Source organism: Microbacterium sp., from assembly GCF_052102115.1.
Lineage (GTDB): Bacteria > Actinomycetota > Actinomycetes > Actinomycetales > Microbacteriaceae > Microbacterium.
Genome location: NZ_JBQDVP010000005.1, coordinates 84,292 through 102,258 on the forward strand (window position 1 = coordinate 84,292; position 17,967 = coordinate 102,258).

The following is a 17,967-nucleotide window of genomic DNA, read 5'->3' on the forward strand; positions in this document are numbered from 1 at the left end:
AAAGCTGCGGGGCCGAGGGGGAGGGGCGGACTACTTGTCGTCGCCCTCATCCTGCTTCTTGGGCTTCTTCACCGGGTCGGTGGCGATCACCGAGCTCGGTGTGTTCGCCGTCTCGTCGATGTGGGTCTCACTGGAGCTGAGCGGAGCATCCGGAGCCCCTGCGCGCTCGTGAGCGCCCTGGATCTCGGCGGCCTCCGCCTCGTCCATGTCGGAGGTGACGTGGTGCTGGTGGGCATCCGCAGCCTCCACCTCGGCCTGCGTGAGCGGGGCGATACGGTCTTCGTAGAACCAGCGCGAGATGGCGGAGCGCAGGTTCTGGTGCCACGGGATGCGGCCCTTGTCGTTCGGGCGCACGACGAGCGGCTCATAGCCGTCGACGTCGATGAGCTTCCAACGGTCGTACTGGTCGACCGGCTGGTGCACCTCGATGAACTCGCCGCCGGGGAGACGGACGATGCGGCCCGACTCGTAGCCGTGCAGGACGATCTCACGGTCCTTCTTCTGCAGCGCGATGCAGATGCGCTTGGTGATGAAGTAGCCGAGGATGGGGCCCACGAACAGCAGCGCCTGCAGCGAGTGGATGACGCCTTCCATCGTGAGATGGAAGTGGGTGGCCATGAGGTCGGACGATGCCGCAGCCCACATCACCGCGTAGAAGATGACACCCGCGACACCGATCGCCGTGCGGGTCGCGGCGTTGCGCGGACGCTCGGCGATGTGGTGCTCGCGCTTGTCGCCGGTGATCCACGCTTCGATGAACGGGTACAGGGCCACGAGGACGATGAACAGCCCGAGCACCGCGACGGGGATCAGGATGCCCAACGACAGGGTGTGGTCCAGGAACACGATGTCCAGGTTCGGCGGTGCGAGGCGCAGCGCGCCGTCAGCGAATCCGATGTACCAGTCCGGCTGGGTTCCGGCAGAGACAGGCGATGGATCGTACGGGCCGTAGTTCCAGACCGGGTTGATCTGGAAGAACGTGGCTATGAGCACGATCGCACCGAAGACGATGAACAGGAAGCCGCCCATCTTCGACATGTACACCGGCATCATCGGGTAGCCGACGACGTTGTCGTTCGTGCGGCCAGGGCCGGCGAACTGGGTGTGCTTGTTGATCACCATCAGCATGAGGTGCAGGACGATGAGGCCGATGACCAGCAGAGGCAGCAGCAGGATGTGCAGCGTGTACAGGCGACCCACGATGTCAGTGCCGGGGAACTCGCCGCCGAAGAGCAGGAACGAGGTCCAGGTGCCGATCAGGGGGAGACCCTTGACCATGCCGTCGATGATGCGCAGACCGTTGCCCGAGAGCAGGTCGTCCGGCAGCGAGTAGCCGGTGAAGCCCTCGGCCATGGCGAGGATGAACAGCACGAAGCCGATCACCCAGTTGAGCTCACGGGGTTTGCGGAATGCACCGGTGAAGAAGATGCGGAGCATGTGGATGCCGATGCCGGCCACGAAGACGAGCGCCGCCCAGTGGTGGATCTGCCGGACGAGGAGGCCACCGCGCAGGTCGAACGAAATGTGCAGTGTCGACTCGAGTGCAGCAGACATCTCGATGCCGCGCATCGGGGCGTAAGCACCGGTGTAGTGCGTCTCGACCATCGACGCGTCGAAGAAGAACGTCAGGAAGGTTCCGGACAGGAACACGACCACGAAGCTCCACAGCGCGATCTCGCCGAGCATGAACGACCAGTGGTCGGGGAAGATCTTGCGGCCCAGCTCCTTGACGAAGCCGGAGAGGCTGGTGCGCTCATCGATGTAGTTCGACGCGGCGCCGACGAAGCGGCCGCCGAGAGGGGCCTTATTGTCCTTGTCCTCTTTGGACAGCGTTGCGGTGCTCAATGGCGCTCCCAGAAGCTCGGGCCGACAGGCTCGGTGAAGTCGCTGCGTGCGACGAGGTAGCCCTCGTCATCGACCATAATCGGCAGCTGCGGCAGCGGGCGCGCAGCAGGCCCGAAGATGACCTTGGCGTGGTCGGTGACGTCGAACTGCGACTGATGGCACGGGCACAGCAGATGGTGCGTCTGCTGCTCGTAGAGGGCCACCGGGCAACCGACGTGGGTGCAGACCTTCGAGTACGCGACGATGCCGTCGTACGACCAGTCCTTGCGCTCCTCGGACTCGATGAGCTGTTCAGGACGCAGGCGCATCATCAGCACGATGGCCTTGGCCTTCTCTTCGAGGTAGCCGTCGTGGTGCGACAGGCTGGCGAGGTCCTCGGGGATCACGTGGAACGCGGAGCCGAGCGTGACATCTGCCGCACGGATCGGCGTGCCGTCGGGGTCACGGACCAGCCGCTGACCTTCGGCCCACATGGTGTGCTGCAGAAGAACGACCGGGTCGCCGGCGGTGGGGTTGTCGGGCGTGCTGTGCGGTGCGAGGCCGCGGAACAGTGCCACGCCGGGGACGATGGAGGCGACGACCGCGGCGATCAGCGAGTTGCGAATCATTACACGGCGACCGAAGCCGGACTCCTCGTTCGCCTCGGCGAACGCCTCGACCGCGGCTTCACGGGTCGAATCCTTGCCGCGGGTCGGATGCCGGTACTCGATGTGCTCCTTGTCGCTCATCAGTGCCTTGGACCAGTGGATGGCGCCGATGCCGATCGACAGCAGCGCGAGGGCGATGCCGAGACCGATGAAGAAGTTGTTGTTGCGGATCGAGGCGAGCGACCCGTCTTCGATGGGGAACAGCATGTAGGCCGCGACGGCCCAGATGCTGCCGGCGAGAGACAGGTAGAACAGCGTGTAGACGGTACGGTCTGCCCGCTTCTCAGCCTTCGGATCCTGATCCGTTATGCGCTCTCGGTGCGACGGCAGACCGGGGTTCTGCACGGGGTCGCTGACTGCGACACCCAGCCCGGGGGCGGGCTGGTAGGCCCGGTCAAGGGCCTGTGAGTCGTCGTCGTGTGCCATGGTGCTCCTCGTACGTTCCTCTTCGTTGAATATGCGTCAGTTGGACTTCGCCGTGATCCACACGGTCGCGCCGACGAGGGCGCCGATTCCGAAGATCCAGATGAAAAGGCCCTCAGAGACCGGTCCGAGTGAGCCGAGCGTGAAACCGCCGATCTGGACTTCCTCCTGCTGGTAGAGCAGGGCGGAGATGATGTCGCGCTTGTCTTCGTCGGACAGGTTCATGTCGCCGAACACCGGCATGTTCTGCGGACCGGTGACCATCGCCGCGTAGATGTGCAGGGCGCTCGTGCCGGACAGTCCCGGAGCGTACTTGCCCTCCGTGAGCGCACCGCCGGCCGCGGCGACGTTGTGGCACATCGCGCAGTTGACGCGGAACAGCTCGGCGCCGTGAGCCACGTCGCCTTCGCCGTCGAGGATCTCGTCCTCCGGGTAGGTGGGGCCGGGGGCGACCGACTGGACGTACGCGCCCATGGCCTCGATCTGGTCCTGCGTGAACTGCACTGGCTTCTGCGGGGCCTGCGGACCCTGCATCTGCAGCGGCATGCGCCCGGTGGCGACCTGGAACTCGACGGACAGCTCGCCGACGCCGTAAAGACTCGGTCCGTTCTCGGTTCCTTGTAGGTCGAGACCGTGGCAGGTGGCGCAGTTCGCCTGGAACAGCTTCTCGCCGTCAGCCACGGTGAGCTGCGTCTTCGTCGTTGTCGGGGTCTCGGTCGCGGCCATCGCCGCGGAAGCACCGGCGTAGATGCCCCCGGTGATCAGGAGTCCCGCTCCGATGAGCGCTGCAGCGGCTAGGGGGCTACGACGTCCGTTCGAACGACGCTTCTTCTCTCGTGCCATTTCGCAGGTCAGCTCCGCTCTTTATTTCAGGAAGTAGATGACGAAGAACAGCACGATCCAGACGACGTCGACGAAGTGCCAGTAGTACGACACGACGATCGAGGAGGTCGCCTCCTTGTGTGCGAAGTTCTTGACCGCGTACGCGCGCCCGATGACGAGCAGGAACGCGATCAGTCCACCGGTGACGTGGAGGGCGTGGAAGCCCGTGGTCAGGTAGAACGCCGAAGCGTAAGAGTCGGCCTGGATCGGCATACCCTCGGCGACCAGCTGGGCGTACTCCCAGACCTGGCCGGAGACGAAGATCGCGCCCAGCGCGAACGTGACCCAGAACCACTCGACCATTCCCCAGCCGAAGAGACGACGGCGCCCTGCGACGTTGAGCTGCCCCTTCTTGATGCGGTAGGACTGCAGGTCCTCGGCCGCGAACACGCCCATCTGGCAGGTCACAGAGGAGAAGACCAGGATGGCGGTGTTGACAGCGGCGAAGGGGACATTCAGCAGTTCGGTGCGGTCGGCCCAGAGTTCAGGAGACGTGCTTCGGAGCGTGAAGTAGATCGCGAACAGTCCCGCGAAGAACATCACTTCGCTGCCGAGCCACACGATGGTGCCGACAGCTACCGGATTCGGGCGCTTGATCGTTCTTGCCGCCGGGGCATAGGTCGCTGAGGTGGTCACCATTCCATTATGGCCGATCCTCGAGCGTGATTCTTGCACCTCGGCCACCCGATTCGCTGTTCCGTGACTTAGGAGACCCTAAGAGAACCCTGCGAATTCACGGTGAATCCGCGGTACGCGGGCCCATGTCGCGAGCTGTCACTGTGCGCGAGGAATCCTGCCGCGCCGATAAGATCGCAGACATGGCTGATTCCCTGACCTGGCCCGATGTGCTCACGACGCTTCTGGAGAGGCGCGACCTCAGTGTGTGGGAGTCGACCTGGGCGATGCGGCAGGTGATGCAGGGCAAAGTCTCCGACGCACAGATCGCTGGATTCCTCGTGGCTCTCCGCGCCAAGGGCGAGACGATCGATGAGATCGTCGGCTTCCGCGACGCCATCCTCGAATCCGCTGTGCCGCTCCCGGTCTCGCCGAACGTCCTCGACATCGTCGGCACCGGCGGCGACCGCGTCGGCACCGTCAACGTGTCGACCACTGCGGCCATCATCATCGGTGCCACCGGTATCCCGGTCGTCAAGCACGGAAACCGCGCGGCGAGCTCGGCATCCGGGTCCTCCGATGTGCTCGGTGCCCTCGGCCTTCAGCTCTCCCTGTCGCCTGCCGACGTTGCGAGTGTGCTCGACCGGACCGGCATCACCTTCGCTTGGGCTGCGGCGTTCCACCCCGGGTTCAAGCACGCCGGCGGCGCACGCGGCCAGCTCGGAATCCCGACCGTTTTCAACATGCTCGGTCCGCTCTGCAACCCGGCACGGGCCGAGGCGAACGCGGTGGGTGTGGCCCAGCTCGAGCGCGTACCGCTGATCACGGGCGTGTTCCGCACCCGTGGTGCGACAGCGCTCGTATTCCGCGGCGATGACGGGCTGGACGAGCTGACGACGACCGGGCACAGCAGGATCTGGGAGGTCTCGCTCGGCGACATTCACGAGCACGACCTCGATCCTCGTGATCTCGGCATTCCCACAGCAGATCTCGCCGACCTGATCGGCGGCTCCCCGGAGCACAACGCCGGTGTGCTGAAGGACACGCTCAGCGGCACGAAGGGCCCGGTGCGCGAGATCGTGCTGCTGAATGCGGCCGCGGGGATCGTCGCCTACGAGCTGTCGCAGGATGCGACGCTCGTCACACGCCCGATCCTCGACCGGCTCCGCGACGGGTACGCGCGCGCCGAGGCCGCGATCGACGACGGCAGCGCCGCGGCGAAGCTCGAATCCTGGGTGTCGGCCACGCGCGAGCTGGCCACGGCGTGAGGTGACATGGATCCGATCGACGCGCTGCTGGAGATCGCGTCACTGCTCGAGCGGGAACGCGCTTCGCGCTACCGAGCGAAGGCGTTCCGCAAAGCGGCTGCCACGCTGAAGGCGCTGCCTGCCGACGTGGTGAACGATCCGACGCGGCTGCGCGCCGCCGAGGGCATCGGCGAGTCGACGTTCGGCGTGATCCGCCAGGCGCAGTCGGGCGCGGTGCCCGAGTACCTCACTGATCTGCGAGGTGAGGTTGCACCGGAGCGCACGTCGGCGCTGCGCGCGAAACTGCGCGGAGACCTGCACGCGCACACCGAGTGGTCGGACGGCACGACGCCGATCGAGGTGATGGTGGACGCCGCGCGGGCTCTCGGGCACGAATATCTCGCGATCACGGACCATTCGCCGCGTCTGAGGGTCGCTCGGGGGCTCTCGGCGGAACGGCTGCGCGAGCAGATGCCGCTGGTGCGGAAAGCATCCGCAGGCACGCTCACCGTGCTCGCCGGCATCGAGGTCGATATCCTCGACGATGGCGCGCTCGATCAGGATGCCGCGCTGTTGACAGAGCTCGACATCGTCGTGGCATCCGTTCATTCCAAATTGCGCATGCCCTCCCGCGAGATGACCCGGCGCATGGTCGCGGCCGTCTCGCAGCCGCACGTGAATGTGCTGGGGCATTGCACCGGCCGGCTCGTGCAGGGGGAGCGCGGCACGCGCCCGCCGTCGCAGTTCGACGCGCACGCCGTTTTCGACGCGTGCGCCGAGCACGGCGTTGCCGTCGAGATCAATTCGCGACCCGAACGTCAGGATCCGCCGGATGAGCTGATCGCGATCGCGATGGATGCCGGATGCCTGTTCTCGATCGACTCGGATGCCCACGCGCCCGGCCAGCTCTCGCTGCTCGACTACGGCGCGGAGCGCGCTGAGAAGGCCGGGGTTCCTGCGGAGCGGGTCGTGACGACCTGGGGTCTTGACCGGTTGAAGGCGTGGGCGGAATGACACGACGCGCCATCCCGTGGTTGGTGCTGATCGGCATCCTCGTCGCGGCGCTGAGCTTGCGCGGGCCGATCATCGCGCTGACCCCCGTACTGCCGGACATCATCGCGGACCTCGGGATCAGCACGGCATCGGCCGGTCTGCTCACGACGGCGCCGGTGGTCATGTTCGCCGTGATCACACCGCTCGCGGCGCTCGTGATCCGGCGTGCCGGTGCCGAGATCGCCCTGCTGCTCTCGCTCGCCGGCGTCATGGTCGGAACGCTCGTGCGCGCGCTCCCGGGGTTCGGGTCGATGCTCGCCGGAATGATCATCATCGGAGCGGCGATCGCGATCGGAAACGTCGTGATCCCGGTGATCATCCGGCGGGATCTCCCGCCCGAGCGCACCGCGATCGCGACCGCGGCGTACTCCGCGACGCTGAACGCCGGGTCGCTGCTCACGGCGCTGGCCACGGTGCCGGTGGCCGAGGCCACCGGATGGTCGCTCGCGCTGGTGCTGTGGGGCGGCTTCACCATTCTCGGCATAGCGCTGTGGATCGTGCACATCGTGCGGTCGCGGTCGTGGGGATCGGCCGAGCGGGCCTCGGGAGAGGCCCCGGAGTACCGCGGGAATCGCCATGTGGACACGGCGAGTATCACCGGGCCGATGCCGGTGGTCGTCGACAACAGGGTCGCCGCGATCCTGCGACGCCCGATCGTGTGGCTGCTGCTGGTCGCGTTCGCCTCGCAGTCGGCGGTGTACTACGCACTGTCGACCTGGCTGCCGACGATCCTGCTCGATGCGACCGACGTGGATGCCGCGGCCGCCGGCGCGCTGGCATCGGTGTTCCAGGGTGTTGCGATCGCGGGGGCGATGATCGCCCCGTTGCTGCTGCGCTATGTCGGTGCGGTTCCGTCTGGCCTGCTTCTCGGCGGCTGCTTCACGGTCATGGTGATCGGGATGCTGGTCGCCCCCGACCTTGCGGCCCTGTGGGCATCGTTCGGTGCCGTGGCGCATTCGAGCGGATTCGTGCTGATCTTCACCGGTCTCGTGCGGGCGTCTCGGTCGGATGCCGAAGCCGCCACGATGTCGGCGCTGGTGCAGGGCGGCGGATATCTGTTCGCCGCCCTCGGCGCACCGATCATGGGCGCTGTGCAGGAGGCGAGCGGAGGCTGGCAGGTGCCGCTGATCGCGGTGCTCGCCGTGGTCGTGCTCTATACGAGCGCGTTGATATCGGCGATGGCGGTGGCGTTCCGTCGCAGCTGATGGCCGCGCTGCGCCGTCAGCGAGCGAGTGCCGCGACCGCGCGGTTCATGGATGATCCGAGATTCCACTGGGCCGCGAGGGCGGTCGCGGCGTCCACTTCCGACGGATCGAGCGCACGCACCGGCTCGGCGGGCACCTCGATGTTGAGGTTTCGTGCGACCTCGACGACCGTGGGCGCGACGTCGAGATAGTCGGATGCGGCGATGACCTTCGCCCGCACGCCGGCGCTCATCCCCTCGCCAGCGGCGGCGGCAGCGCGGATGCCGGCAAGGTCGCCGTGCGCCTGCAGGAGCGTCGCGGCGGTCTTCTCGCCGACGCCCGCGACCCCGGGGAGCCCATCGGAGGCGTCGCCGCGCATGGTCGCGAAGTCGGCGTACTGCGTCGGGAGCACACCGTACTTCGCGACGATCGACTCATCCGTGAGCACCTCGAGGTTGCTCATGCCGCGGGCGGTGTATACCACGCGGACGCCGCGGCCGTCATCGACGAGCTGGAACAGATCGCGGTCACCGGTGACGACGTCGACGGGCATGGTCGACCGCGTGGCGAGTGTGCCGATGACGTCATCGGCCTCGTGCTCGGCGACGCCGATGATCGGGATGCGCAGGGCTGCGAGCGACTCGCGGATGAGGGGGAGCTGCGCTTCGAGCGGATCGGGAACCTCTTCGACGTCGGGCCCTGCGGCCACGACTTCGACGACGCGGTGCGTCTTGTACGTCGGGATGAGATCGACGCGCCACTGCGGACGCCAGTCGTCGTCCCAGCACGCGACGATGTGCGTGGGCTCGTACAGGGTGACGAGCTTCGCGATGATGTCGAGCAGGCCGCGGGCGGCGTTGACCGAGGTGCCGTCCGGAGCCTTGACCTTGTCCGGCACGCCGAAGAAGGCGCGGAAGTAGAGAGACGCGGTGTCCAGAAGCATCAGTCTGTCGCTCATGGGATCAGCTTGTCACAGGGAGTGGTGCGGGCGGTCAGCAGCCGGGGGAGCTGGGTGCCTGTTCGCAGGTGTGCGCGACGAGCGCGGTGTGCGCTTCGAAGATGCGGATCTCCTGTGGCGCGCCGGGGGAGGTGACCTCACCCGTGATCGGGAACCAGCCGATGCCGAAGTCGACTTCGGCGGTGTAGCGGACGTCGGCCTGGGCTGTGTATGTGCCGCGTTCGCGATAGGTATGGCTCGTGTCAGTCGGTGTGAACTGCGCCTGATCGAGGTCGGCCCAGGTCGCACCGCCGGAGGTGGTGGTGACCGTCGTGCCGTCGCCGAAGGAGAAGTCGTATGCGGCGGGAGTGAAGCGGACGGAGACGGGGAACCCGAACAGGGTGGCATCGACGGTCTGTTCGGATGCGGTGGTCACGAAGTTCGTCGGCAGACCGGCGACGCCGACGTTGTCGGGCTCGCCCGTGACGACGGCACCGTCGGGCGCGAACCGGGCGAGATCGGAGATCGTGATCGCAGGGAGAGCGGCGGCATCCTCCTCCTCGTCCCTGGCTTCGTCAGGCTTCTCCTGCTCGAGGAAGCACCGTCGGTACGAGTCCCAGACGACGAGGCACCTGGAGAAAACCTCATCCCGAGTCGGAGGGGGCTCAGCATCGGCGACGGGTGGCTGCCATCCAGCGTCGTCGACGGGCGTCGTTCCGGGGTCGTGCGGAGTCTGCTTCGACCCGTCGATGATGATCTCGGACCCGGTGTTGGTATCGCATAGGCCGAGGATCTCAAGTTCCTTGGCGCAAGGAGCGCCGGACGCTGCCACGCCGGTAGGTATAGACAGCAGTGCGCACCCGGTAGCCAGAATGGCGGCGCCAACCAGTCTCATTGACACGGCTCTCCCTCTGCTGAATCCTCCAGCGAGATCAGGAGGCTCTGTTCGACCTCGATTAGCGAAACTGCTTGGGCAATCAACAGATCTCGGCTGGTTGGAGTTACATCAGTTCCGTCATCGTCAACGACGTGAGTGTCGGTTACATCAAGGCAGACGATAATGTCCACCTGCGTCTCGCCGTCGCCGATGTCGGCGGCCACCGGCTTGACTGAAGCGACAGCCACTTCGCCAATAAGGTGCCTGCCGGCAGTCCGCAGTTGATTAAGCGCGTCGATATCTCCGTTGAGAGCGGTGCCAGTCAAGAAATCTTGTGGGTTTGGATCCTGGTCACCATTTCGGCGTGCGTTACCTGCATCGTTGTAAGCCCGATACGTCTCTTCTGCGGCAGCGAAGGCTTCCTCTTCGCTGGCGAATGCGGCGGTCGGCGTGGGGGTCGGCTCGGGTGTCGGGGCGCACGCGCTGAGTGTTGCGCCGGCCAGGGCCAGCAGCGCCAGCATCCTGATCCGGCTCGTCTTCGATCGCAGGGAACTCACGGGCCAACGCTAACGTGAACCCGCGGCATCCCATCGAAGTTATCCACAGCACCAGAGATGGCCGATCTCTGATAATCTGAAGTGTCACTCGTGACGTGCATACGCGCGCCCATGTGTCATCAACCAAATCCATCTGCTTCTCCAGCGGGTTCACGCATGCGCGAATTCCGGAGAGGCCTGAGTATCCACCCACAAGGACAACCCACTACATGACTACCGCAACGACCGCCCCGGCCACCAAGCAGGTCGCCATCAATGACATCGGATCTGCTGAGGACTTCCTGGCCGCGGTCGAGAAGACTCTGAAGTTCTTCAACGACGGCGACATCATCGAAGGCACGATCGTCAAGATCGACCGCGATGAGGTTCTGCTCGACGTCGGATACAAGACCGAGGGTGTCATCCCCTCCCGCGAACTTTCCATCAAGCACGACGTCGACCCCAATGAGGTCGTCCAGGTCGGCGACGAGGTCGAGGCTCTCGTTCTCCAGAAGGAGGACAAGGAAGGCCGTCTGATCCTCTCCAAGAAGCGCGCACAGTACGAGCGCGCCTGGGGAGACGTCGAGAAGATCAAGGAAGACGACGGCGTCGTCACCGGCACCGTCATCGAGGTCGTCAAGGGCGGCCTCATCGTCGACATCGGCCTGCGCGGCTTCCTGCCGGCATCGCTCATCGAGCTGCGCCGCGTCCGCGACCTGACCCCGTACCTGGGCCAGGAGATCGAGGCGAAGATCCTCGAGCTGGACAAGAACCGCAACAACGTCGTGCTCAGCCGCCGTGCGCTGCTCGAGCAGACGCAGTCCGAGTCGCGCTCGAACTTCCTCAACAACCTGCACAAGGGCCAGGTCCGCAAGGGCCAGGTCTCGTCGATCGTCAACTTCGGTGCGTTCGTCGACCTGGGCGGCGTTGACGGCCTCGTGCACGTCTCCGAGCTGTCTTGGAAGCACATCGAGCACGCCTCCGAGGTCGTCGAGGTCGGCCAGGAGGTCACCGTCGAGATCCTTGAGGTCGACCTCGACCGCGAGCGCGTCTCCCTGTCGCTCAAGGCGACGCAGGAGGACCCGTGGCAGGTCTTCGCCCGCACCCACGCGATCGGCCAGATCGCTCCGGGCAAGGTCACCAAGCTCGTTCCGTTCGGTGCGTTCGTGCGCGTCGCAGACGGCATCGAGGGCCTCGTGCACATCTCCGAGCTCTCCAGCAAGCACGTCGAGCTGGCTGAGCAGGTCGTCTCCGTCGGTGAAGAGGTCTTCGTCAAGGTCATTGACATCGACCTCGAGCGTCGTCGCATCTCGCTGTCGCTCAAGCAGGCCAACGAGTCGGTCGACCCCAACGGCACCGAGTTCGACCCGGCCCTGTACGGCATGCTCGCCGAGTACGACGAGAACGGCGAGTACAAGTACCCGGAGGGCTTCGACCCCGAGACCGGTGCATGGAAGGAAGGCTTCGACGCTCAGCGCGAGGCCTGGGAGCAGGACTACGCGGCCGCCCAGGGTCGCTGGGAAGCGCACAAGGCTGCGGTCGTCAAGGCAGCAGAGGCCGAGGCCGCTGCGGGTGACGACTTCGGTGCTGCTGTTGCCGGCCAGTCGTTCGCGGCCGACGCATCCGGCGCCGGCACGCTTGCTGATGACGAGGCTCTCGCCGCTCTGCGCGAGAAGCTCTCGGGCGGCAACGTGTAACAACGTCTCACTCGAATCGGGCCGTCATCCCGCCTTCACAGGCGTGGGTGGCGGCCCGTTTCGCGTTCCATATACACGAGATTCGCAATGTGTGACGGAACATTACGTTCCGACTCGTCACATTCGGGCGGCTCCGCGACGATGGACAGATGACCTCCGCACTCCTCTCACCGCGCACCGAGACGCCCGCGGGCGCCGCTACCGCCGTGCGTCTGCAGGGCGTGGAGCGACACTTCGCCGTCGCCGAGGAGCGCCGTCAGGTGCTGCGCGGCCTCGACACAGACCTCGGTGCCGGTGAGATCGTCGCCGTCGTCGGACCATCCGGATGCGGCAAGTCGACGCTCCTGCGACTGGTCGCCGGTCTCGACACCCCCACCGGCGGTGTCATCACCATCGACGGCTCAGGCGTCACAGACACCGATGAGCGCACCGCGGTCGCGTTCCAAGAGCCGCGGCTTCTGCCGTGGCGCACCCTGGCGCAGAACGTCGAACTCGGCCTGCCGCGCCGTCTGCGCGGAAGCGCCCGCAAGGAGCGCGTCGGTGAATTGCTGCGCCTGGTCGGGCTCGAGCATGCCGCCACGCAGCGGCCCCGTGAGGTCTCCGGCGGCATGGCGCAGCGCGCGTCGCTCGCCCGCGCCCTCGCCCGAAACCCCAGCGTGCTGCTGCTCGACGAGCCCTTCGGCGCGCTCGACGCTCTGACCCGACTGCGTATGCAGGATCTGCTGCTCGACATCCACGCAGCCGAACCGACCACCATCCTCCTCGTCACCCACGACGTCGAAGAGGCCCTCTACCTCGCGGACCGCGTGCTGCTGTTGCGCTCGCTGACCGGCGACCCCGACCCGGATGCCGCATCGATCGCCCGCACGATCGACGTCCCCGGCATCCGCCCGCGCGACCGTGCCGATCGCGGTATCGCGGCCCTGCGCGCCGAACTCCTCGAAGGACTCGGCGTCGACACCCACCACAGCAACACCCTGGAGAACCGATGAGCATCAACACCGGCCGAATCGTCCCTGCGACCGCGATCGCCGGTGCGATGATGCTCATCGCGACCGGTTGCGTCGCCGGCGAGAATGCCGGGGCCGCCCCTGCCGACGCCTCCAGTGAGTGGTCCGCGAGCACCGTGACCGTCGACTGGGCCACCTACAACCCGCTGAGCCTGGTCATCAAGGACCAGGGCATCCTCGACGAGATCCTCGGCGACGATGTGACGGTCGAGTGGGTGCAGTCGGCCGGCTCCAACAAGGCCAACGAGCTGCTGCGCTCGGGCTCGGTCGACGTCGGCTCCACCGCCGGCTCCGCGGCCCTGCTCGCTCGCGCCAATGGCTCGCCCATCAAGGTCATCGACATCTACTCGCAGCCCGAATGGTCGGCGATCGTCACCGGGCCCGACAGCGACATCACCGCGCTGGAGGACCTCGCCGGCACCTCGGTGGCCGCGACCAAGGGCACCGACCCGTACTTCTTCTTGCTGCAGGCGCTCGAAGAGGGCGGCCTCACCGTCGACGACATCGAGGTGCAGAACCTGCAGCACGCCGATGGCCGCGCGGCGCTCGACGGGGGATCCGTCGACGCCTGGGCGGGCCTGGACCCGATCATGGCCGCCGCGGAGGTCGAGTCCGGCGACGAGCTGATCTACCGCAACGTCGACTTCAACACCTACGGCTTCCTCAACGCCACCGAGGAGTTCATCACCGAGCACGCCGACCTCGCGCAGGCCGTCGTCGACGCTTACGAAGACGCGCGCGTGTGGGCACTCGAGAACCCCGAGGAGACCGCGCAGCTGCTCGCCGATGCCGCCGGCATCGACATCGCCGTGGCCACCACGGTCATCGAGGAGCGCTCCAACCTGGACGTCGACGGCGTTCCCGGCGACGCGCAGCTCGAGGTCCTCGAGAAGATCGCTCCGGTGATCGTCGACTCCGGTGACGTGCAGGGCGGTCAGGATGCCGTCGACACGGCACTGTCCGAGATCGTCCACGCCGAGTTCGCTGAGAAGGCCGTCGAGGGCTGATGAGCAACGTCTCCGAGGCCGCCGCGCTCGAAGGATCCCGGAGGGCGCTCGAACTCCCGGGCGCCACGACCCGCACTGGCGGTCGCGGCGTGTGGCGCCGCCCGGGAGTTCGCCTCATCGGCGGGCTCCTGCTGCCCGTCGTCATTCTCCTCGTCTGGCAGATCGCCACGACGTCAGGGCTCGTCCCCGCGTACCGGCTGCCGACCCCGGCATCCGTGTTCACCGCCGGTGTCGAACTCGCCGAACGCGGCGAGCTCTGGACCCACATCGCGATCTCGGTGCAGCGCGTGCTGCTCGGCTTCGCGATCGGATCGCTCGTCGGTCTCGCCGTCGCCGCGATCGTCGGCCTGTCGAGGCTCGGCGACGTGCTGCTGAGCCCGACGCTCGCCGCGCTCCGGGCCGTTCCCTCGCTGGCCTGGGTGCCGCTGTTGATCCTGTGGATGCAGATCGGCGAGGAATCCAAGATCACATTGATCACGATCGGTGCGTTCTTCCCCGTGTACACCACGGTTGCCGACGCGCTGCGGCACGTCGACCCGCAGCTCGTCGAGGCCGGACGCTCCTTCAGCCTGCGCGGTTGGTCGCTGTTCCGCACGGTGCAGCTGCCCGCCGTCATCCCCTCGGTCATGTCCGGCCTGCGACTGGCCCTCGCCCAGTCGTGGCTGTTCCTCGTCGCCGCCGAGCTGATTGCCTCGTCGATGGGGCTCGGATTCTTGCTTGACGACTCGCAGAACAACGGCCGTGTCGACCGCATCCTCCTCGCGATCGTGCTGCTCGCGCTGCTGGGCACCATCACGAACGCGATCCTCGGCTTCATCGAGAGGCGACTGCTCAAGAGATGGACGTGATCGACGAGACATCGCCGACCCCGGAAGCCCGGCTGATCGAGGATCGCGTCTATCCGCCGTCACCGGAGTTGCACGCGCAGGCGAACGTCACCGCAGAGATATACGACCGGGCGGATGACGACCCGATCGCCTTCTGGGAAGATGCCGCCAGGCGCCTGGACTGGGCGACGCCATGGCACACCGCCCTCGACTGGCAACCGCCGACCGACGGAGCGATCCCCGCGGCCCGCTGGTTCGACGGCGGCACTCTGAACGTCGCATACAACTGCGTCGACCGTCACGTCGACGCCGGTCGCGGAAACAAGGTCGCCCTGCACTTCGAGGGCGAACCCGGCGACCGCACCGCGGTCAGCTACGCCGATCTGCAGCGCCGCGTGTCGCAGGCCGCGAACGCGCTGACGGCGCTGGGTATCGTGCCGGGGGACCGGGTCGTGGTCTACCTGCCGGTTCTCATCGAGACCGTGGTCATCGCGCTCGCCTGTGCGCGCATCGGCGCCGTGCATTCGCTCGTGTTCGGCGGATTCTCCGCGGAGGCCGTGCGATTCCGGCTCGCCGACACCGGTGCCAAGCTGCTCGTCACCAGCGACGGACAGTACCGGCGCGGCAACGCAGTCGAGGTGAAATCGGCCGCCGACATCGCCGCCGCCGACCTCCCGGACCTCGAGCACGTGCTCGTGGTCCGCCGCACCGGTCAGGACGTCCCGTGGACCGACGGCCGTGACCTCTGGTGGCACGACGTGGTCGACACGGCCGCCGAGACGCATGAGGCCCAGCCGTTCGATGCGGAGCATCCGCTCTTCATCATCTACACGTCTGGCACCACAGGGAAACCGAAGGGCCTGGTGCACACCTCCGGCGGCTATCTCGCACATGCGAGCTGGGCGCACTGGGCCCACTTCGACGCCAAGCCCGACGACGTGCACTGGTGCACCGCCGACCTCGCCTGGGTCACCGCGCACACCTACGAGATCTACGGGCCGCTGTCGAACGGCCTGACGCAGGTCATCTACGAGGGCACGCCCGACAGCCCGCACCGCGAGCGGCACCTCGAGATCATCGAGCGCTACGGCGTGACGGTCTACTACACGGCGCCCACGCTGATCCGCACGTTCATGACTTGGTTCGGCGATGAGCTGCCCGGCGAGCACGACCTGTCCAGCATCCGCCTGCTCGGCACCGTCGGCGAGGCGATCAACCCCGAGGCGTGGGTCTGGTTCCGTCGCACGTTCGGACGCGACGCTCTGCCGATCATCGACACCTGGTGGCAGTCCGAGACGGGCGCGGCGATGATCGTGCCGCTGCCCGGGGTGACCACGCTCAAACCCGGCTCGGCATCCGTGGCGCTGCCCGGCATCGATGTCGCCGTCGTCGACGAGAACGGCGCCGAAGCCCCTGCTGGCCGCTCCGGAACGCTCGTCGTACGAGGCCCCTGGCCGGGCATGGCGCGCACGGTGTGGGGCAACCCGCAGCGGTACCGCGATTCGTATTGGGCCACGTACGCCGGGCACGGTGAGTACGGCGGCTACTACGTCGCCGGTGACGGCGCCACGCGCGATGCTGACGGACACATCTGGATCCTCGGCCGGCTGGATGACGTCGTCAACGTCTCCGGCCACAGACTGTCGACCATCGAGATCGAGTCGGCCCTCGTCGCCGATCCGACCGTAGGCGAGGCTGGCACCGCCGGGGTCTCCGACGCCCTGACCGGGCAGGCCGTGGTCGCGTTCGTCATGCCATCCGGAAACGGCGAGGTGACGGCATCCGCTCTGCAGAGCCGCGTCGCGCGTGAGATCGGCCCCGTCGCGAAACCGCGGCACGTCGTCGTCGTGCCCGACCTGCCCAAGACCCGCTCGGGCAAGATCATGCGCAGGCTGCTCGCGCAGCTGTGGGAGGCTGAACAGGATCGCCGCGCCAACCGCGAACCGCAGCCGCTCGGCGACACCACCTCGCTGCAGAACCCGGATGCCGTCGATGGCGTCGCCGCGGCCCTCGCAGAGTTTTCGAGATCAGATCTAAGGAAGTCATGACGGAAGAACACCGCTTCGGGTTCCGCACCCGCGCCCTCCACGCCGGCGGAACACCGGATGCCGCCACCGGCGCGCGCGCCGTGCCGATCTACCAGACCACCTCGTTCGTATTCGACGACGCCCAGGATGCCGGAAACCTGTTCGCCCTGCAGAAGTACGGCAACATCTACTCCCGCATCGGCAACCCCACGGTCGCAGCTCTCGAGGAGCGACTGGCATCACTCGAGGGCGGCATCGGAGCGGTGGCCACGGCATCCGGCATGAGCGCCGAATTCATCACATTCGCCGCCCTCGTCGGCGCCGGTGACCACGTCGTCGCCTCCGCGCAGCTCTACGGCGGCACGGTCACCCAGCTCGACGTCACGCTGCGCCGATTCGGCGTCGAGACGACCTTCGTGGCCTCGACCGACCCGGCCGACTACGCTGCCGCGATCCGCCCCGAGACCAAGGTCGTCTACGTCGAGATGATCGGCAACCCGTCCGGCGAGATCGCCGACATCGAGGGGCTGGCTGCCGTCGCGCATGAGGCCGGCGTGCCGCTCGTCGTCGATGCGACCCTGGCGACCCCGTACCTGGCGCGTCCGCTCGAGCACGGCGCTGACATCGTCATCCACTCGGTGACGAAGTTCCTCGGCGGTCACGGAACGACCCTGGGCGGCATCGTCATCGAGAAGGGCACGTTCGACTGGGGGAACGGCAAGTTCCCCGAGATGACCGAGCCGGTCTCGACGTACGGCGGCATCAAGTGGTGGGACAACTTCGGCGAGTACGGATTCCTCACCAAGCTCCGCTCCGAGCAGTTGCGTGACATCGGGCCCGCGCTCAGCCCGCAGGCCGCGTTCAACCTGCTGCAGGGTATCGAGACGCTGCCGCAGCGCATCGACGCCCATCTCGCGAACGCTCGGATCGTCGCGGAGTGGCTGGAGTCCGACCCGCGCATCTCGTACGTCACCTGGGCGGGGCTCGAGTCGCACGCGCACCACGAGCGCGCAGCGAAGTACCTGCCGCTGGGGCCCGGCTCGGTCTTCGCGTTCGGCGTCGCGGCATCCGATGGGCGTGCCGCGGGCGAGACCCTGATCGAGAATCTGCAGCTCGCCTCGCACCTCGCGAACATCGGTGATGCGCGCAGACT

The 17,967-nt window shown here is 66.9% G+C and carries 16 protein-coding genes; 9 read left to right on the forward strand and 7 right to left on the reverse strand.

Annotation, left to right across the window (positions count from 1 at the left end; translation table 11 throughout):
* Positions 1–30 precede the first annotated feature (30 nt).
* The 4 genes from qcrB to ctaE are packed head-to-tail and all read right to left on the reverse strand — an operon-like array spanning position 31 to position 4,436.
* Positions 31–1,845, reverse strand: a complete 1,815-nt coding sequence (qcrB, locus tag ACTICP_RS03275) for a cytochrome bc1 complex cytochrome b subunit (protein WP_441889461.1) — start codon at positions 1,843–1,845, stop codon at positions 31–33.
* Positions 1,842–2,918 (reverse strand): cytochrome bc1 complex Rieske iron-sulfur subunit, encoded by a 1,077-nt coding sequence (qcrA, locus tag ACTICP_RS03280; protein ID WP_441889463.1) that lies wholly within the window; start codon positions 2,916–2,918, stop codon positions 1,842–1,844. The genes qcrB and qcrA overlap by 4 nt, the downstream gene beginning before the upstream one ends.
* Positions 2,919–2,954: 36 nt before the next feature.
* Complete coding sequence (gene qcrC / locus ACTICP_RS03285) at positions 2,955–3,758, reverse strand: cytochrome bc1 complex diheme cytochrome c subunit (protein ID WP_441889465.1); 804 nt, start codon at positions 3,756–3,758, stop codon at positions 2,955–2,957.
* A 21-nt stretch (positions 3,759–3,779) separates the two neighbouring features.
* Positions 3,780–4,436, reverse strand: coding sequence for an aa3-type cytochrome oxidase subunit III (ctaE, locus tag ACTICP_RS03290; protein ID WP_441889467.1), 657 nt, complete (start codon positions 4,434–4,436; stop codon positions 3,780–3,782).
* 179 nt (positions 4,437–4,615) lie between these two features.
* Between ctaE and trpD the strand changes: the two genes are divergently transcribed.
* Genes trpD through ACTICP_RS03305 form a run of 3 tightly spaced genes read left to right on the forward strand, consistent with a single transcriptional unit; the run spans position 4,616 to position 7,917 of the window.
* The gene (gene trpD / locus ACTICP_RS03295) at positions 4,616–5,680 is read left to right on the forward strand and encodes an anthranilate phosphoribosyltransferase (RefSeq protein WP_441889469.1); all 1,065 of its coding nucleotides are present in this window, start codon (positions 4,616–4,618) and stop codon (positions 5,678–5,680) included.
* Positions 5,681–5,686: 6 nt separating this feature from the next.
* The gene (locus ACTICP_RS03300) at positions 5,687–6,673 is read left to right on the forward strand and encodes a PHP domain-containing protein (RefSeq protein ID WP_441889471.1); all 987 of its coding nucleotides are present in this window, start codon (positions 5,687–5,689) and stop codon (positions 6,671–6,673) included.
* Entirely contained in the window at positions 6,670–7,917 is a 1,248-nt protein-coding gene (locus ACTICP_RS03305) for an MFS transporter (RefSeq protein ID WP_441889473.1), read from the forward strand. The genes ACTICP_RS03300 and ACTICP_RS03305 overlap by 4 nt, the downstream gene beginning before the upstream one ends.
* A 16-nt stretch (positions 7,918–7,933) precedes the next feature.
* On the opposite strand, the gene ACTICP_RS03310 is transcribed toward ACTICP_RS03305, so the two are convergent.
* The 3 genes from ACTICP_RS03310 to ACTICP_RS03320 are packed head-to-tail and all read right to left on the reverse strand — an operon-like array spanning position 7,934 to position 10,267.
* Positions 7,934–8,854: a 5'-3' exonuclease gene (locus ACTICP_RS03310; RefSeq protein WP_441889475.1), complete on the reverse strand. Its 921-nt coding sequence runs from the start codon at positions 8,852–8,854 to the stop codon at positions 7,934–7,936.
* Between the two features lie 34 nt (positions 8,855–8,888).
* Positions 8,889–9,665 carry a hypothetical protein gene (locus ACTICP_RS03315; RefSeq protein WP_441889477.1) on the reverse strand — a complete coding sequence of 259 codons (777 nt, stop codon included), beginning with the start codon at positions 9,663–9,665 and terminating at the stop codon, positions 8,889–8,891.
* A 59-nt stretch (positions 9,666–9,724) separates the two neighbouring features.
* Positions 9,725–10,267 carry a hypothetical protein gene (locus ACTICP_RS03320; protein WP_441889479.1) on the reverse strand — a complete coding sequence of 181 codons (543 nt, stop codon included), beginning with the start codon at positions 10,265–10,267 and terminating at the stop codon, positions 9,725–9,727.
* Positions 10,268–10,476: 209 nt separating this feature from the next.
* Here ACTICP_RS03320 and rpsA point away from each other — a divergent pair, with 209 nt between their 5' ends.
* The 6 genes from rpsA to ACTICP_RS03350 form a co-directional block, all read left to right on the forward strand.
* Positions 10,477–11,943 carry a 30S ribosomal protein S1 gene (gene rpsA / locus ACTICP_RS03325; RefSeq protein WP_441889481.1) on the forward strand — a complete coding sequence of 489 codons (1,467 nt, stop codon included), beginning with the start codon at positions 10,477–10,479 and terminating at the stop codon, positions 11,941–11,943.
* Between the two features lie 149 nt (positions 11,944–12,092).
* Positions 12,093–12,935, forward strand: coding sequence for an ABC transporter ATP-binding protein (locus ACTICP_RS03330; protein ID WP_441889483.1), 843 nt, complete (start codon positions 12,093–12,095; stop codon positions 12,933–12,935).
* Positions 12,932–13,960 carry an aliphatic sulfonate ABC transporter substrate-binding protein gene (locus ACTICP_RS03335; RefSeq protein WP_441889485.1) on the forward strand — a complete coding sequence of 343 codons (1,029 nt, stop codon included), beginning with the start codon at positions 12,932–12,934 and terminating at the stop codon, positions 13,958–13,960. The genes ACTICP_RS03330 and ACTICP_RS03335 overlap by 4 nt, the downstream gene beginning before the upstream one ends.
* The gene (locus ACTICP_RS03340) at positions 13,960–14,808 is read left to right on the forward strand and encodes an ABC transporter permease (RefSeq protein WP_441889487.1); all 849 of its coding nucleotides are present in this window, start codon (positions 13,960–13,962) and stop codon (positions 14,806–14,808) included. The genes ACTICP_RS03335 and ACTICP_RS03340 overlap by 1 nt, the downstream gene beginning before the upstream one ends.
* Entirely contained in the window at positions 14,799–16,835 is a 2,037-nt protein-coding gene (gene acs / locus ACTICP_RS03345; RefSeq protein ID WP_441889489.1) for an acetate--CoA ligase, read from the forward strand. The genes ACTICP_RS03340 and acs overlap by 10 nt, the downstream gene beginning before the upstream one ends.
* Positions 16,832–17,967 (forward strand): O-acetylhomoserine aminocarboxypropyltransferase/cysteine synthase family protein (locus tag ACTICP_RS03350; RefSeq protein ID WP_441889491.1); only part of this gene is annotated, 1,136 nt, incomplete at its 3' end. The genes acs and ACTICP_RS03350, both read left to right, overlap by 4 nt.

Excerpts from the sequence above, each read along its gene's own strand:
- ACTICP_RS03340 (WP_441889487.1), top strand. The coding sequence starts at position 13,960 with ATGAGCAACGTCTCCGAGGCCGCCGCGCTCGAAGGATCCCGGAGGGCG.
- acs (WP_441889489.1), top strand. The coding sequence starts at position 14,799 with ATGGACGTGATCGACGAGACATCGCCGACCCCGGAAGCCCGGCTGATC.
- qcrC (WP_441889465.1), bottom strand. The coding sequence starts at position 3,758 with ATGGCACGAGAGAAGAAGCGTCGTTCGAACGGACGTCGTAGCCCCCTA.
- ACTICP_RS03305 (WP_441889473.1), top strand. The coding sequence starts at position 6,670 with ATGACACGACGCGCCATCCCGTGGTTGGTGCTGATCGGCATCCTCGTC.
- ACTICP_RS03335 (WP_441889485.1), top strand. The coding sequence starts at position 12,932 with ATGAGCATCAACACCGGCCGAATCGTCCCTGCGACCGCGATCGCCGGT.
- ctaE (WP_441889467.1), bottom strand. The coding sequence starts at position 4,436 with ATGGTGACCACCTCAGCGACCTATGCCCCGGCGGCAAGAACGATCAAG.
- ACTICP_RS03300 (WP_441889471.1), top strand. The coding sequence starts at position 5,687 with ATGGATCCGATCGACGCGCTGCTGGAGATCGCGTCACTGCTCGAGCGG.
- rpsA (WP_441889481.1), top strand. The coding sequence starts at position 10,477 with ATGACTACCGCAACGACCGCCCCGGCCACCAAGCAGGTCGCCATCAAT.
- trpD (WP_441889469.1), top strand. The coding sequence starts at position 4,616 with ATGGCTGATTCCCTGACCTGGCCCGATGTGCTCACGACGCTTCTGGAG.
- qcrA (WP_441889463.1), bottom strand. The coding sequence starts at position 2,918 with ATGGCACACGACGACGACTCACAGGCCCTTGACCGGGCCTACCAGCCC.
- ACTICP_RS03330 (WP_441889483.1), top strand. The coding sequence starts at position 12,093 with ATGACCTCCGCACTCCTCTCACCGCGCACCGAGACGCCCGCGGGCGCC.
- ACTICP_RS03310 (WP_441889475.1), bottom strand. The coding sequence starts at position 8,854 with ATGAGCGACAGACTGATGCTTCTGGACACCGCGTCTCTCTACTTCCGC.